The organism is Sphingomonas sp. RS2018, assembly GCF_054489605.1.
Genome location: NZ_JBTMWL010000001.1, coordinates 910,492 through 924,744 on the forward strand (window position 1 = coordinate 910,492; position 14,253 = coordinate 924,744).

Annotated in this window: 15 protein-coding genes; 12 read left to right on the forward strand and 3 right to left on the reverse strand. The window is 68.6% G+C overall.

Annotated features, from left to right (window positions below):
• The first annotated feature begins 1 nt into the window (after position 1).
• The 9 genes from ACX40P_RS04625 to ACX40P_RS04665 all read left to right on the forward strand — a co-directional run bounded on the left by ACX40P_RS04625 (position 2) and on the right by ACX40P_RS04665 (position 8,165).
• On the forward strand, positions 2-346 hold the full coding sequence (locus ACX40P_RS04625) for an ArsC family reductase (protein ID WP_459125099.1): 345 nt from the start codon (positions 2-4) through the stop codon (positions 344-346).
• Between the two features lie 83 nt (positions 347-429).
• A complete protein-coding gene (locus ACX40P_RS04630; protein WP_459125100.1) occupies positions 430-867 on the forward strand; it encodes a hypothetical protein in 438 nt (145 codons plus the stop codon).
• Positions 868-890: 23 nt separating this feature from the next.
• Complete coding sequence (gene panB / locus ACX40P_RS04635) at positions 891-1,751, forward strand: 3-methyl-2-oxobutanoate hydroxymethyltransferase (protein ID WP_459125101.1); 861 nt, start codon at positions 891-893, stop codon at positions 1,749-1,751.
• A 67-nt stretch (positions 1,752-1,818) separates the two neighbouring features.
• On the forward strand, positions 1,819-2,562 hold the full coding sequence (locus ACX40P_RS04640) for a tetratricopeptide repeat protein (protein ID WP_459125102.1): 744 nt from the start codon (positions 1,819-1,821) through the stop codon (positions 2,560-2,562).
• Positions 2,559-3,890, forward strand: a complete 1,332-nt coding sequence (locus ACX40P_RS04645) for an outer membrane protein assembly factor BamB family protein (protein WP_459125103.1) — start codon at positions 2,559-2,561, stop codon at positions 3,888-3,890. Before ACX40P_RS04640 ends, ACX40P_RS04645 begins: the two co-directional genes overlap by 4 nt.
• An 85-nt stretch (positions 3,891-3,975) precedes the next feature.
• The gene (gene der, locus ACX40P_RS04650; protein WP_459125104.1) at positions 3,976-5,349 is read left to right on the forward strand and encodes a ribosome biogenesis GTPase Der; all 1,374 of its coding nucleotides are present in this window, start codon (positions 3,976-3,978) and stop codon (positions 5,347-5,349) included.
• Positions 5,346-5,552, forward strand: a complete 207-nt coding sequence (locus ACX40P_RS04655) for a sulfurtransferase TusA family protein (RefSeq protein ID WP_459125105.1) — start codon at positions 5,346-5,348, stop codon at positions 5,550-5,552. The genes der and ACX40P_RS04655 overlap by 4 nt, the downstream gene beginning before the upstream one ends.
• Before the next feature lie 85 nt (positions 5,553-5,637).
• Complete coding sequence (locus tag ACX40P_RS04660) at positions 5,638-6,051, forward strand: Hpt domain-containing protein (RefSeq protein WP_459125106.1); 414 nt, start codon at positions 5,638-5,640, stop codon at positions 6,049-6,051.
• A gap of 47 nt (positions 6,052-6,098) precedes the next feature.
• On the forward strand, positions 6,099-8,165 hold the full coding sequence (locus ACX40P_RS04665) for a hybrid sensor histidine kinase/response regulator (RefSeq protein WP_459125107.1): 2,067 nt from the start codon (positions 6,099-6,101) through the stop codon (positions 8,163-8,165).
• Positions 8,166-8,262: 97 nt separating this feature from the next.
• Here the strand turns inward: ACX40P_RS04665 and bfr are convergent, their stop codons facing one another.
• Both bfr and ACX40P_RS04675 read right to left on the reverse strand, forming a co-directional pair.
• Positions 8,263-8,748, reverse strand: a complete 486-nt coding sequence (bfr, locus tag ACX40P_RS04670) for a bacterioferritin (protein WP_459125108.1) — start codon at positions 8,746-8,748, stop codon at positions 8,263-8,265.
• A 103-nt stretch (positions 8,749-8,851) separates the two neighbouring features.
• Positions 8,852-9,022, reverse strand: a complete 171-nt coding sequence (locus tag ACX40P_RS04675; RefSeq protein ID WP_459125242.1) for a (2Fe-2S)-binding protein — start codon at positions 9,020-9,022, stop codon at positions 8,852-8,854.
• A 192-nt stretch (positions 9,023-9,214) separates the two neighbouring features.
• On the opposite strand from ACX40P_RS04675, the gene mltA reads away from it, so the two are divergent.
• From mltA to ACX40P_RS04690, 3 genes are all read left to right on the forward strand, one after another.
• Entirely contained in the window at positions 9,215-10,543 is a 1,329-nt protein-coding gene (gene mltA, locus ACX40P_RS04680; RefSeq protein WP_459125109.1) for a murein transglycosylase A, read from the forward strand.
• Positions 10,544-10,568: 25 nt separating this feature from the next.
• A complete protein-coding gene (locus ACX40P_RS04685; RefSeq protein WP_459125243.1) occupies positions 10,569-11,072 on the forward strand; it encodes a Smr/MutS family protein in 504 nt (167 codons plus the stop codon).
• Positions 11,073-11,148: 76 nt separating this feature from the next.
• Positions 11,149-12,813, forward strand: a complete 1,665-nt coding sequence (locus ACX40P_RS04690) for a putative bifunctional diguanylate cyclase/phosphodiesterase (protein WP_459125110.1) — start codon at positions 11,149-11,151, stop codon at positions 12,811-12,813.
• Positions 12,814-12,822: 9 nt separating this feature from the next.
• Here ACX40P_RS04690 and dapE read toward each other — a convergent pair whose 3' ends face one another.
• Positions 12,823-13,944: a succinyl-diaminopimelate desuccinylase gene (gene dapE, locus ACX40P_RS04695; protein ID WP_459125111.1), complete on the reverse strand. Its 1,122-nt coding sequence runs from the start codon at positions 13,942-13,944 to the stop codon at positions 12,823-12,825.
• Between the last annotated feature and the right edge of the window lie 309 nt (positions 13,945-14,253).

Here is a 14,253-nt window from a genome sequence, read left to right on the forward strand (position 1 = left end):
GATGACACCTACCCTCTACGGCATCCCCAACTGCGACACCGTCAAGAAGGCCCGCACCTGGCTCGACGCTCGCGGCGTCGCTTACACCTTCCACAACTACAAGACCGCCGGCATCGACCGCGAACGGCTCGCTGTATGGGCGGACGCCGTGGGGTGGGAGGTACTGCTGAACCGCGCCGGCACGACGTTTCGCAAGCTGTCCGACGCGGACCGCGCCGATATCGATCGCGAAAAGGCGCTGGACCTGATGATCGCGCAACCGTCGCTCATCAAGCGGCCGGTGGTGGAGCATGGCGGCGCGGTGCTGGTGGGGTTTCGGCCCGAAGCCTACGACGAGGCCTTCTGACCCCGGTTTCATCCGATACTGGCGTCGCGTGGCGATCCGGCATAGTTTCCGTTTCATTAATCACGATCAAGGGGAGGGACGGGATGGCGTTCGGACGCAACAGGCCCCCGTTATGGTATTGGGCGGTCGCGATCCTGCTGCTGCTCTGGGGTCTCGCCGGCGTGGCTGCCTGTGCGCAGCAGCTGCGGCTGGGCGCCGATGCGATGGGGCCGGCGGACGATCACTACCGCGCGCTCTATGCGGCGCTGCCGGTGTGGTACAACTGGGTCTATGCCGTCGCGACGCTGGCGGGACTGGGCGGCGCCATCCTGCTGCTGCTGCGCCGGGCGACGGCGCGGACGATGTTCGTCATTTCTCTGATCGCGGTGCTGATCCAGTTCGGGTGGCTGTTCGCGACGACCGATATCGTCGCGGTGCGCGGGGCCGGGGCGACGCTGCCGTTCCCGATCTTCATCGCCGCGGTGGCGCTGTTCCAGATCTGGTTCGCCAGCCTCGCCCTGCGGCGGGGGTGGATCGGCTGAGCGATCGGGCGTAGGCGAACCGCATGTCCTCCACCTTCACCATCGACACCTCGACCAGCCGCGCGACGCCGACGCCCGCGCCGATGAAGCGGCTGACCGTGCCGGCGATCCAGGCGCGCAAAGGGGCCGAGCCGGTGGTGATGCTGACCGCCTACACGGCGCGGATGGCGCAGCTGCTCGATCCGCACTGCGACCTGCTGCTGGTCGGCGACAGCCTGGGGCAGGTGATCTACGGACTGCCCTCCACCCTGTCGGTCACGCTCGACATGATGTGCGCGCATGGCGCCGCCGTGGTGCGGGGCAGCTATCACAGCGTCGTCGTCGTCGACATGCCGTTCGGCAGCTACGAAGGCTCGCCCGAACAGGCGTTCGCCAGCGCCGCGCGGATCATGGCCGAAACCGGCGCGGCGGCGGTGAAGCTGGAGGGCGGGGCGGCGATCGCGTCGACGATTCAATTTCTGACGCAGCGGGGCATCCCGGTATGCGGCCATGTCGGTCTGACGCCACAGGCGGTCAACGCGCTCGGCGGCTACGGCGCGCGCGGGCGCAGCGCGGCGGAGGCGGCGAAGATCGTCGCCGATGCCAAGGCGGTCGACGAGGCCGGCGCCTTCGCGATGGTGGTCGAAGGTGTGATGGAGGGTATCGCCGACGATATCGTCGCGGCCGTGCGCTGCCCGGTGATCGGCATCGGCGCATCGTCGCGTTGCGACGGGCAGGTGCTGGTGACCGAGGACATGATGGGCCTGTTCGAGCGCACGCCGCGGTTCGTGAAGACCTATGACGACATGGCTGGCCGCATTTCCGCCGCGGTCGCGACGTATGCCGAGGAGGTCAGGGCGCGCAGCTTTCCGTCGGCGGATCAGGTGTATCGCCCGAAGGCCTGACCATTGCCGCGGGTCGGGACAGACCGTAAGGCGACGCTCGATCAATGAATTTCGGAGTGTGTGACCCTTGGCGCTGACCCCGCAAAACAACGAAGCCTTCCTGCGTGAGGTCGACGAGGAACTGCGCAAGGATCAGGCGGTGGCGCTGTGGAAGCGCTGGGGCCGGATCGCGATCGGCGCGGTCGTGCTCGCGCTCGTCGCGCTGGCGGCGTTCCTGTGGTGGCAGTCGCATCGCGAAAAGGTGCGCGGCGAGCAGGGCGAGCAGTTCAACACCGCGCTCGAATCGCTGGCCGCGAACCAGCCCGCGGCGGCCGAGCCGATCCTGGCCGATCTGGCGAAGGACGGCAGCACCGGCTACGCCACGCTCGCCACCTTCGCGCAGGCGGACCTGCTGCTGAAGAAGGACGATCTGAAGGGTGCTGCGGCTAAGTTCGCGAGCGTGGCGGCCGACACGTCGGTGGCGCAGCCGCTGCGCGACCTGGCGCTGATCCGCCAGACCTCGGCCGAATTCGACACGTTGCAGCCGCAGGCGGTGATCGATCGGCTCGGCCCGCTGGCCGTGAAGGGCCAGCCCTATTTCGGGTCGGCCGGAGAGATGAAGGCGATCGCGCTGCTGCGCACCGGGCGCCGCGACCTTGCCGGGCGGCTGTTCGGCGAGATCGCACAGGACGACGGTGTACCGGCGTCGATCCGTCAACGCGCAGTTCAGATGGCGGGTGTTCTGGGCGTCGATGCGGTCGACCAGCCGGGCGCGCCGAACGGGCAGAGTCCGGCCGAACAGAATCAGACTGGGGAAAAGAAGTCGGGATGAGGAAATTCGGAACGGCCGTCGCCGTAATCGCGCTGGCGACGGCGCTCGGCGGATGCGGCATCTTCAAGGGTTCGGCGTCCAAGACCCCGGTGCTCGGCGATCGCGTGCCGATCCTGATGTCGGAGAATTCGATCCAGGTCGATCCGGCGCTGGCCGGGGTCGAGGTCGCGCTGCCGCCGGCCGCGCCCAACGATGCCTGGACGCAGCCGGGTGGCAATGCCGCCAAGTCGATGGGCCATGTCGCGCTGCGCGAGACGCCGTCGCTCGCCTGGACTGCGCGCATTCCGGGCGGTGACAAGCGCGTCCGGCTGGCCGCGGCCCCCGCGATCGATGGCGGCAAGCTGTTCGTCAGCGATTCCAACGGTGCCGTCCACGCCTACGACGCCAACACCGGCGCTGCGCTGTGGACCTCGGAAACCAGCAAGAGCGACGATGCCAACGCCCGCGCCCGCTTCGGCGGCGGCGTCAGTGCCGAGGGCGGTCGCGCCTTTGCCACCAACGGCATCGGCGACGTCGTCGCGTTCGACGCGGCCACCGGAAAGGAAGTGTGGCGCTCGAAGCCGGGTGGTCCGCTGCGCGGCGCACCGACGCTGTCGGACGGCCAACTCTATGTGCTCAGCCAGGACAATCAGCTGTTCGCTCTGAACCAGGCTGACGGCAAGGTCACCTGGACCCAGTCGGGCAGCCTCGAGACGCAAGGCGTGTTCGGCGTGGCGGCCCCCGCTGCCGCCAGCCAGACGATCGTCGCGGGTTTCTCAAGCGGCGAGCTGAACGCCTATCGCTACGAGAACGGTCGCACGCTCTGGGCTGATGCGCTGTCGCGTACCAGCACGGTCGCGTCGGTCTCCAGCCTGTCCGACATTGATGCCGAACCGGTGATCGATCAGGGGCGTGTCTATGCGATCGGCGAGGGCGGCCGCATGGTCGCACTCGACGTGTCGACCGGCCAGCGGCTGTGGGAACAGAATCTCGCCGGCATCTCGACGCCGTGGGTGGCAGGCGAGTGGATTTTCGTCGTCACCGACGATTCGCGACTGATCGCGCTCGCCCGCTCCAGCGGTCGCGTGCGCTGGATCAGCCAGCTGCGCAAATATCGCGTCGAGCGCGAGAAGAACCCGAAGGATCCGGTCAGCTGGGTCGGCCCGGTGCTGGCCGGCGGCAAGCTGTGGCTGGTGAACTCGCTGGGCCAAATCGCCCCGGTCAGCCCGGCTGACGGTGCGGTCGGCGCGACGATAGATACCAAGGGCAGCTTCGGCCTGCCGCCGGTGGTCGCCAATTCGACGCTGTACGTGATGAGCGACGAGGGCGTGATCTCGGCCTATCGGTGATTTGATCCCCCTCCCTGACAGGGAGGGGAGAGCGCAATGTGAGACACCCCGCGACAATCGCGCGATACCGCGCTATCGCGCGCGCATGCCTCTACCCACCGTCGCCATCATCGGACGTCCCAACGTCGGCAAATCCACGCTATTCAATCGTCTGGTGGGCAAACGGCTGGCGCTGGTCGATGACCAGCCGGGCGTGACCCGCGACCGGCGTGAAGGCGATGCCTCGCTGCTCGGCATGCCGTTCCGCGTCGTCGATACCGCCGGGTTCGAGGATAAGGATGCCGCCACCCTGCCGGGCCGGATGCGTGCGCAAACGGAGGCCGCGGTCGACGATGCCGACGTCGCGCTGTTCATGGTCGACGCCCGCGCCGGCATCGTGCCGCTGGACGAGGAGATCGCCCGCTGGCTGCGCGTCACCACGACGCCGGTGGTGGTCGTTGCCAACAAGGCGGAAGGGCGCGCCGGCGAGACCGGCGTGATCGAGGCGATGGCGCTGGGCTTCGGCGATCCCATCCCGATGTCGGCCGAACATGGCGAGGGCATCGTCGACCTGTTCGAGGCGTTGCGCCCCTTTGTCGACCGCGAGGACGAGGAGGAGGTCGAGGCCGAGCCCGAGGATGACGAGAACGCGATCCTGAAGCTCGCCATCGTCGGTCGCCCGAACGCGGGCAAATCGACGCTCATCAACCGCATCCTGGGGCAGGACCGGCTCATTACGGGGCCGGAAGCCGGCATCACCCGCGATTCGATTTCGATCGACTGGGACTGGACCGACGAGGACGGGCGCGTGCGGCCCGTGCGCCTGATCGACACCGCCGGCATGCGCAAGAAGGCGCGCGTGCAGGAGAAGCTCGAAAAGCTGTCGGTCATGGACGCGCTGCGCGCGGTCGATTTCGCCGAGGTCGTCGTGCTGCTGATCGACGCCACCCGCGGGCTGGAGGTCCAGGATCTGAAGATCGCCGACCGCGTGCTGCAGGAGGGCCGGTCGATCGTCATCGCGCTGAACAAATGGGACGTCGCGGACAATGCCTCCAGCCTGTTCAACGGCGTGAAGGCCGCGTTGGAAGAGGGGCTGGCGCAGGCGCGCGGCGTCCCGCTGCTCACCATTTCCGGCGCAACGGGCAAGGGCATCGACGTACTGATCCGCGTCGCCTTCGAAACGCGCGAGGCGTGGTCGCGACGCGTGTCGACCGGGCAGCTCAACCGCTGGTTCGAACGCGCGATCGAGGCGAATCCGCCGCCCGCCCCCGGCGGCAAGCGCATCAAGGCGCGCTACGTCACGCAGGTAAAGTCGCGCCCGCCCAGCTTCGTGCTGTTCGGCACGCGCGTCGACATGCTGCCCGAAAGCTATCGTCGCTATCTGGTCAACGGACTGCGCAAGGAATTCGGTTTCGGCGCGGTGCCCGTCCGCCTGACGATGCGCGCGCCCAAGAACCCGTTCGACGACAAGAACGCGTGACCGCGCGCGTGCTCGACACGCGCGGGATGAAATGCCCGTGGCCGGCGCTGCGGCTGGCGCGGCTGCTGCGCGAGGAGAGTGGCCCGGTGGAGGTGTTGGCCGACGATCCGGTTGCCCCTCGCGAGCTAGCCGCGGTCGCCGCTGCGCGCGGACTGGCGTTTGCCGGCGGTGACGAAGCCGGACGGTTCCGCGTCGGTTTTTGAACGCATCTCAACATCTCCTTTACCGATGCCGGGTTAGGCGGGGCCGTGAAAGCCCCGGCGCTGCGCCACCGGCAGGGAAAACGAAATGACGGTCGGAACTCCTGACGTAAGCCTGATCGACTGGCAGATGATGGCCGCCGCCCGCCTGGAGCTTGGCGCGAACTTCGTCCGCATTCTCGGCTATTTCCGCGAGGACGGCGAGAAGTCGGTCGAACAGATCGAATCGGCGATGCGCGCGAACAACGCCGCCGCGCTTGTCCTGCCCGCCCACACGCTGAAGGGCGAATCGCACCAGTTCGGTGCGCTGGCGCTGGCGACGGCGGCAGAAGCGATCGAGGTGATCGCGCGCGGCTGCGTCGAACGTCACGACGGCCCCGAAGAGGCGCTGCAGCATGTCGTCGGGCTGCGTGCGCTGTTCCGCGACTCGATGACGCTGCTGGAGCGCGAGACGAATCCGCTGGTCGAGCGGCGCCCTGCCTTCGGCCGTCGCGCGCTGTAATGGAGAGCCACTGGTCCTGACCAGACTAATGTGTATCAGGTCCGGTCATGGAGCCTGCCGATAATTTGCGCGACACCCCCGGCCTGGGTTTCCTCGCCGGCGGCAAGGCCGCGACACGACTGATTCTGGCGCGCGACTGGAGCGATCATCCGCTCGGCCAGCCCGCCGCATGGCCGGACGCGTTGAAGACCGCGCTCAGCCTCGTCCTCAACTCGCCCGAATCGATGATCCTGTGCTGGGGGCACGAGGATCTGTTTTTCTTCTTCAACGAGACGTATTTTCCGCTGCTCGGCCCCCGGCTCGACTGGGCGATGGGCGCGCCGTTCCGTCGGGTGTGGGCCGATGGCCTCGATCAGGCGATGCCGATCGTAGAGGCAGCGTTCGCGGGGCGCAGCCAGCGTTTCGTCGACCTGCCGTGGAAGCTCGATACCGATCGCGGCGCGGCGGAGACATGGTGGAGCTTCTCCTATTCACGCATCCTCGACGCCGATGGGGCGGTCGACGGGTTGTTCATCTTCACCAACGAAACCACCGCGCGGGTGCTGACCGACCGCGCGCTGTCGGACAGCCAGGCGCAACTGCGTGCGCTCAACGAATCGCTCGAGCGCCAGATCGACGAGCGCACCGCAGAGCGCGACATGATGTGGAACACGTCGCCCGACCTGATGGTGGTGATGTCGCCCGACGGCATCTATCGCCACGTCAATCCGGCGTGGACGACGGTGCTGGGCTATGATCCGTCCGAAGTGATCGGCAAGCATGCGTTCGACCTGACGCATCCCGACGATCTGGAAGCCACCATCGCCGCTCTGCAGACCGCGCAGGCTGGCACGCTGCCCAGTTTCGAGAACCGGTATCGCCACAAGGACGGCAGCTATCGCTGGCTGCAATGGGTCGGCGCGCCGGAAACCGATCGCATCTTCGCGATCGGCCGCCACATCTCGGACGCGAAGGCAGCGGAAACGATGCTGCGCGAGACCGAGGCGCAGCTGGCGCAGGCGCACAAGATGGAGGCGATCGGCCAGCTGACCGGTGGCGTCGCGCATGATTTCAACAATCTGCTGACGATCATCCGCGGCTCGGTGGAGATGCTGCGCCGGCCCGGCTTGCCTGACGACAAGCGCGATCGCTACATCGCCGCGATCGGCGAGACGTCGGAGCGTGCGGCGAAGCTGACCGGTCAACTGCTCGCCTTCGCACGGCGTCAGGCGCTGACGCCCGAGCGGATCGACGTAGCCGACACGGTGCGTGGCATCGCCGAGATGATCCGGACATTGATCGGCGGGCGCATCGCGCTGGACCTCGACCTGCCGGAAGTCGCCTGCACGGCGGAAGTCGATCGCGGCCAGCTGGAGAACGCCATCGTCAACATGGCGGTGAACGCCCGCGACGCGATGGACGGGGAGGGGACACTGTCGATCACGGTCGCCGCGGTGTCGCGCCTGCCATCGGCTCGTGCCCAACCCGCGGTCGACGGCGCGTTCGTTACGGTGACCGTCGCCGACAGCGGTGCCGGCATCGCCCCGGACGATCTCGCGCGCATCTTCGAACCCTTTTACACCACCAAGGAGGTCGGTCGCGGCACCGGGCTGGGGCTCAGCCAGGCGATCGGCTTTGCCAAGCAATCCGGCGGCGACATCATGGTGGAGAGCGAGGTCGGGCGCGGCACCAGCTTCGCGCTGTACCTGCCGCAGGTGGAGGAGCGTGCCGACGACATCGTCGGTGTTGTCGAGGACGCCCGTGCGGATGCTGGCGGCGGCCTGTGCGTGCTGCTGGTCGAGGACAATGAGGAGGTCGGCCGCTTTGCCGCCGACGCGCTACGCGAACTCGGCCATCACAGCGTCCACGCATCGACCGGGCGGGCGGCGCTCGACGAACTCGAGAAAGATGCGATGCGCTTCGACGTGGTCTTCTCCGACGTCGTCATGCCGGGGATGAACGGCGTCGAACTCGGCAACGCGATCCGTGCCGGCTATCCCGCGCTGCCCGTGGTGCTGACCAGCGGATACAGCCATGTGCTGGCGGCAAACGGGCAGCACGGCTTCGACCTGCTGCACAAGCCCTATTCGGTCGAGCAGCTGTCCGGCGTGCTGCGCAAGGCGGCGGCGGGGTAGGGATAGCCTACCCCCTGCTTCCGTTCGCTCTGAGCGAAGTCGAAGAGCACCTCTCCAAAAGGTACTTCGACTGCGCTCAGCACGAACGGCTAAAAGGTCAGTGCTCGTCGGCCTCGCTCGTCGAGTTCAGCTGGATATAGTTGGGTAGGCCCATGCGTTCGATCATTTCGAACTGGCGTTCCAGCGTGTCGACATGCTCTTCCTCACTCTCGAGGATGCGGCGGAAGAGGTCGCGGCTGACGTAGTCGCGCACGCGCTCGCAATGCTCGACCGCGTCGCGCAACTGGGCGACCGCCTCATATTCCATGTCGAGGTCGCTCTTCAGCGCCTCTTCCACGCTTTCACCGATGCGCAGGCGGCCGAGCAGCTGGAAATTGGGCAGGCCGTCGAGGAACAGGATACGCTCCGCCAGCCAGTCGGCGTGCTTCATCTCCTCGATCGATTCCTCGCGTTCGAACTTCGCGAGCTTCTTGACGCCCCAATGGTCGAACAGCCGGTAATGCAACCAATACTGGTTGATCGCCGTCAGCTCGTTCTTGAGCGATTCGTTGAGGTAGTCGATGACTTTCGCGTCACCCTTCATGGCCGGTCCCCGTTCTGGAATGTCGGGTCGGCTATAGCCGCGAAGGGCAATCTCGAACAGTCAAAAAATGGCGGATTTCTGCGGATTTCGATGCTTGCGAATGCTACGCAGCCGCACGCTCGGCATCGATAATGGCTCGCGCGAACGGGACGCACTGGCCGCATTTGGCCTGGCATCCGAGCGCCCGATACGCCTGACATGCGCTGCGTGCGCCCTCCCGGGCGGCATCGCGCACGTCGCGCTCGCGGATCGCATTGCAGACGCAGACAACCATGGTCGAAATCCCCTCGGCGTTGTCGATCATGTATAGCTAGTGCGAGTTAATCGCAAGTTACTTTGCGGATCGTTCGCAATATCGTCGAGCCCGCCGGACGCATCAGGCGAACCGTTCGTCGCACTACCCGCGTTGCCCCTGCGCGGCGGCGCCTGTACGCGAACGACAGTGCGGCAGGAGTTTGGAGCGAGCATGCGAATCATCGGTATAGCGGCATTGGCCGCGCTGCTCGCGGGCTGCTCCGGCGGGCTGGTGCCGCCCGGCGAGGGCAATCGCGCCGCGCCGCCGGCGCGTCCGACGCCGCGCACCGAACCGCCCCGCAGCGGCGGAGTCGTCCACCCCTCCACCAGTGTCGCGGTGCGCCGCCCGACCGCGGCGACGCCGATCGCGCCGGTCCTCGCCATTGCGGTTCCCGGCGCGACCACCGCGGCCGGCGCCGGTGTCGTCGCCGGCCCTGCAGTCGCCACGCTGCCGATGACGCGCGAGGATGCCGCTGTCGCGCTCGCCGCCTTCCGCATCTCCTGCCCCGGGTTGGTGCGCCGCGCCGACACCACCGGGTTGACCCGCGGTCCGGACTGGCAGGGCGCCTGCGACGCTGCGCGCGCGACCGGGGACGGCGATGCCGCGGCGTTCTTCGCACGCTGGTTCGAGGCGGTGCAGATCGGCGACGGCCGCGCGTTTGCCACTGGCTATTACGAACCCGAGATTTCCGGCGCGCGCAGCCGCGGCGGCGCGTACCAGACGCCGATCTACGGCCGCCCGCGCGACCTGATCGAGGTCGACCTCGGCCTGTTCTCCACTGACCTGAAGGGCAAGCGCATCCGCGGCAAGGTGCAGGGCCAGTCGTTCGTCCAGTACGACGACCGTACCGCGATCGAGCAGGGCGCGCTCGACGGTCGCGCGCCGGTGATCGCCTGGGCGGCGGACCCGGTCGAGATCTTCTTCCTCCAGATCCAGGGCTCGGGTCGCCTGCGCCTGCCCGACGGCGGGGTGATGCGCATCGGCTACGACACGCAGAACGGGCGCGACTATACCGGCATCGGCGCGCTCATGCGGCAGCGCGGGCTGCTGCAGGCGGGGCAGACGTCGATGCAGGGCTTGATGGCGTGGCTGCGCGCCAACCCCGAACAGGGCCGCGACATCATGCGCGAGAACAAGAGCTTCGTGTTCTTTCGCGAGCTGACCGGGGCGGGTCCGCTCGGCGCGATGGGCTATCCGGTTACCGGCGGTGGCACTGTCGCGGTCGACACGAAGTTCGTGCCGCTCGGCGCACCCGTGCTGCTGTCGATGGACCGCGCCGATGCCAACGGCATCTGGATCGCGCAGGATACCGGCGGCGCGATCAAGGGCGCCAACCGCTTCGACACCTTCTGGGGCGCAGGGGACGAGGCGCGCGCGATCGCGGGGGGCATGGCGGCGCGCGGCACCGCGTTCCTGCTGCTGCCGATCGGCACAGTGGCGCGCCTGAACGCCGGTGGTGGAGCGGGGGGCACGGGTGCCGGAACGCCGCCTCAGCGCTGACGAGACCGCGCTCTGGCGCCGCGTGATGGCGAGCGTGCGGCCGATTCCCGGCCGCGCTCCGTTGCCCGCGCCGCCCGCCGGTCCGACGCCCGCCGCAAAGGCCAAGCCCGGTCGCATAGTGGCGCCGCCGCAGCCCGCCACGCCGCCCAAGCCCGCCCCGCGCAGCGCCGGCCCCGGCGTGACGCTGGACGCCGGCTGGGATCGCCGCCTGTCGCGCGGACTGGTGTCGCCCGACCGCTCGATCGACCTGCACGGCCATACGTTGCACTCCGCCCACACGCTGCTCGACCAGGCGCTGGAGCGCGCGATCCGCGACGGCGCGCGCGTCATCCTGCTCGTCACCGGCAAGCCGCCACGCCGCGAATCGGAACGCCCCCATGCGCGCGGGGCGATCCGCGCTGCGATCGGCGACTGGCTGGCCGCGTCGCGCCACGGCGACCGCATCGCCGCGGTGCGCGGCGCGCATCCGCGCCACGGCGGGGCGGGCGCTTTGTACGTTATCGTGCGCCGCGACCGGTCAATTCCTTAACCTCGATCCGTTAGACCTTTGGCTAGTTTCCGCTCGGCCCTTCCGCGCGGGGCGCGATGCGTACTTGCGGGAGCCGATGGACGCAGTTTCACTCAAGAGCCGGGCGGTCACCTTCTCGATCGGCGCGGGCGCGGTGGTGTTCATCCTCGCGCTTGCGGCGACGTCGGGCGGGCGGCTGGACGCGGCCGGTCGCGCGCTGATCGCCGCGATCGTCTGCGCGGCGATGTGCTGGGCCTATGCCGAGCATGCGGTGGCGGGCACGGCAGCGGCACTGGATGCGGCGATCGACCGACTGGCCAGCGCGTCGCGCGGCGACCTGGAGAGCCCGATCCCGCCGACGGTCGGCGAACACGTGCCGCAGCTCTCGGCCGCGATGGAGGGGCTGTTCGGCCAGATGCACCGCCAGCTCGACACGGTGCAGCGCCTCGCCCTGTTCGATGCCGTCACCGGTCTGCCCAACCGCACCAATTTTCGCCACACCGTCGAAGGCGCGCTGGCGCAACTGACCGATGACGCGGCGGCGGCGGTGCTGTTCATCGACCTCGACCGATTCAAGCACGTCAACGACACGATGGGCCATGCCAGCGGTGACGCGCTACTGGCGATGGTGGCGGACCGCCTGCGCGCGGTCGTCGCCGGCGTCGTCGGGCCGGAAGGGCCAGCGCCGCTGATCGGGCGGCTGGCCGGCGACGAATTCACCATCTTCATCCCCGCCGCCACGCAGCTTGGCACGGCGGATGGCATCGCTCGCGGCGTGCTCGCGGCGCTCGGCGAGCCGTTCGATGTCGCGGATCAGCAGGTATCGATCGGCGCCTCGGTCGGCGTCGCCCAGCGGCCCGAACACGGCCGCACGCTGACCGACCTGATGCGCGCCGCCGACGCCGCGATGTACCATGCCAAGGCCGGCGGGCGCGGCCGGGCCGAGCGGTTCAGCGACGGGCTGGCCGCGCAGATCGCCGACCGCGCGCAGCTGGAGGCGGACCTGCGCACCGCGATCGACGACGACGATTTCGCGCTGGTCTTCCAGCCGCAGATCGCGCTGTCCGACGACCGGATCGTGGGCGCCGAGGCGCTGCTGCGCTGGCATCATTCGTCGGGCGACGTGCGGTTGCCGGGCAGCTTCCTCACGCGTGCCGAGGAGAGCGGGCTGATCGTCGAGATCGGCGACTGGGTCGTCGCCGCCGTCGCCGCCACCATCCGCCGCTGGAGTCGGGCGGGCGTCGAGCAGCGGCTGGCCGTCAACATCTCGCAGCGGCAGATCGACCATGCGCTGTTCTTCCGCCGCCTGCGCGATGCGCTCCACGCCGCCGGGGCGCCCGCGCGCCTGCTGGAACTGGAGATCAGCGAAACTTTGGCGATGCACTGTTCGGACGAGGTGATCGCGGCGATCGCGGCGTTGCGCGCCGATGGCGCGACCATCGCGATCGACGATTTCGGCACCGGCTATTCGAACCTGCCGCGCCTGCGCGACCTGCCCGTCGACCGGGTGAAGCTCGATCCCAGCCTCGTCGAGAATATCGCGACCTGCCCCGGCGCGCGCGCGGTCGTGCAGTCGGTCGTGGGGCTCATCCACGGCATGGGCTATGAAGCGGTCGGCGAGGGCGTCGAGAGCGCCGCGCAGATCGCGGTGCTACGCGTGATCGGGTGCGACGTGGTGCAGGGCTATGCCGTCGCCGCGCCGATGCCCGAAGCAGCGTTCCTGGACTGGGCGCGCGCCGAGCGCCGACGACTGCGAGCCTGACGCCACGATCTACGCGACGCCGCGGATGACCTCCGCATAGATCGTCGTCAGCGTGTGCAGGTCGTCGACCGCCACCGCCTCGTCCAGCTTGTGCATCGTCGCGTTCAACAGGCCGAACTCGACCGTGGGGCACAGCCGCGACAGGAAGCGGGCGTCGGAGGTGCCGCCGCTGGTGGAGGGCTCCGGGGTCAAGCCGGTGACGCGCTCGACCGCGGTGGAGACGAGTGCCGATAGCGGCCCCGGCTGCGTTAGAAATGCCTCACCCGACACCAAGCCGCGCACGCGCGCCTCTGGCGCATGGGCGATCACCACTTCGCGAATTCGCTCGACCAGCCCGGCCCCGTCGTGCCGGTCGTTGAAGCGGATGCTGATCCGCGCCGATGCCTGCGCTGGGATGACGTTGGTCGCCGGGTTGCCGACGGTGATGTCGGTCACTTCGATGTTCGATGGCTGGAACCAGTCGGTGCCTTCGTCGAGCAGCATGGCATCGATCGCAGCGAGCGCGCCGATCAGTTTCGGCACCGGATTGTCGGCGAGGTGGGGATAGGCGACATGCCCCTGGCGGCCCGGCACCTCGATCCAGATGTTGACCGATCCGCGCCGTCCGATCTTCATCATATCGCCCAGCCGGTTGACGCTGGTCGGCTCACCGACAAGGCAGAAGTCGGGGCGAATGCCCATCTCGGCCATGCGCTCGATCAGCGCCTTGGTCCCGAACGTCGCCGGGCCTTCCTCATCGCCGGTGATGATAAGGCTGAGCGTCGGTGCGTCCCCTGCCACGGCACAGGCCGCGACGAACGCAGCGATCGCGCCCTTCATATCGACCGCGCCGCGCCCGTAGAGCAGGCCGTCTCGCACCTCCGGCGCGAACGGCCCGCTGGTCCAGCCCTCGCCCGGCGGAACGACATCGACATGGCCAGCGAAGGCGAGGTGGCCGGGCCGGGTGCCGGCGCGCATCGCCAGCAGGTTCTCGACCGGCCCGTCCGGCGCCTCCCCCGCCACGAAGCGATCGACGGTGAAGCCCAGCGGCACCAGTGCCGCCTCCATCACGTCGAACACGTCCCCGCGCGCGGGCGTGACGCTCTCCGCGCCGATCAGCGCGGTGGCCAGGGTGACGACGTCGATCTCCATCGCCGCCGCATCGCGCAGCGGGGGCGGGGATGCAATGGGGCAAGGCGCCACGGGGTTCACCGGCGGTGAGTTGGCGAAGTCTCAGTGCTCCCGCCTGCGCGGGAGCACGAGTGCGTGAAATCGATGTCCTACACCGCGCCAATCTGCTTAGCCGGTCGAGTGACCACACCCCCCAGCGCAAAAGTGACAAAGGTGACAACAGGGGACGAATGCGGCGCGTTGCGGTAAACTTTGCCGCTGCGCCTGCTAGCGATGGGATGCGTGACCCTTGCTCCGATCCGCCCGCAATCGACACGCCCCGCCGTCTCG

Bases quoted from the DNA above. Each gene is read 5' to 3' on its own strand.
- ACX40P_RS04630 (WP_459125100.1), top strand. From the start codon at position 430: ATGGCGTTCGGACGCAACAGGCCCCCGTTATGGTATTGGGCGGTCGCG.
- ACX40P_RS04685 (WP_459125243.1), top strand. From the start codon at position 10,569: ATGGCGAGCGTGCGGCCGATTCCCGGCCGCGCTCCGTTGCCCGCGCCG.
- ACX40P_RS04645 (WP_459125103.1), top strand. From the start codon at position 2,559: ATGAGGAAATTCGGAACGGCCGTCGCCGTAATCGCGCTGGCGACGGCG.
- ACX40P_RS04690 (WP_459125110.1), top strand. From the start codon at position 11,149: ATGGACGCAGTTTCACTCAAGAGCCGGGCGGTCACCTTCTCGATCGGC.
- der (WP_459125104.1), top strand. From the start codon at position 3,976: ATGCCTCTACCCACCGTCGCCATCATCGGACGTCCCAACGTCGGCAAA.
- ACX40P_RS04660 (WP_459125106.1), top strand. From the start codon at position 5,638: ATGACGGTCGGAACTCCTGACGTAAGCCTGATCGACTGGCAGATGATG.
- bfr (WP_459125108.1), bottom strand. From the start codon at position 8,748: ATGAAGGGTGACGCGAAAGTCATCGACTACCTCAACGAATCGCTCAAG.
- panB (WP_459125101.1), top strand. From the start codon at position 891: ATGTCCTCCACCTTCACCATCGACACCTCGACCAGCCGCGCGACGCCG.
- ACX40P_RS04675 (WP_459125242.1), bottom strand. From the start codon at position 9,022: ATGGTTGTCTGCGTCTGCAATGCGATCCGCGAGCGCGACGTGCGCGAT.
- dapE (WP_459125111.1), bottom strand. From the start codon at position 13,944: ATGGAGATCGACGTCGTCACCCTGGCCACCGCGCTGATCGGCGCGGAG.
- ACX40P_RS04625 (WP_459125099.1), top strand. From the start codon at position 2: ATGACACCTACCCTCTACGGCATCCCCAACTGCGACACCGTCAAGAAG.
- mltA (WP_459125109.1), top strand. From the start codon at position 9,215: ATGCGAATCATCGGTATAGCGGCATTGGCCGCGCTGCTCGCGGGCTGC.
- ACX40P_RS04665 (WP_459125107.1), top strand. From the start codon at position 6,099: ATGGAGCCTGCCGATAATTTGCGCGACACCCCCGGCCTGGGTTTCCTC.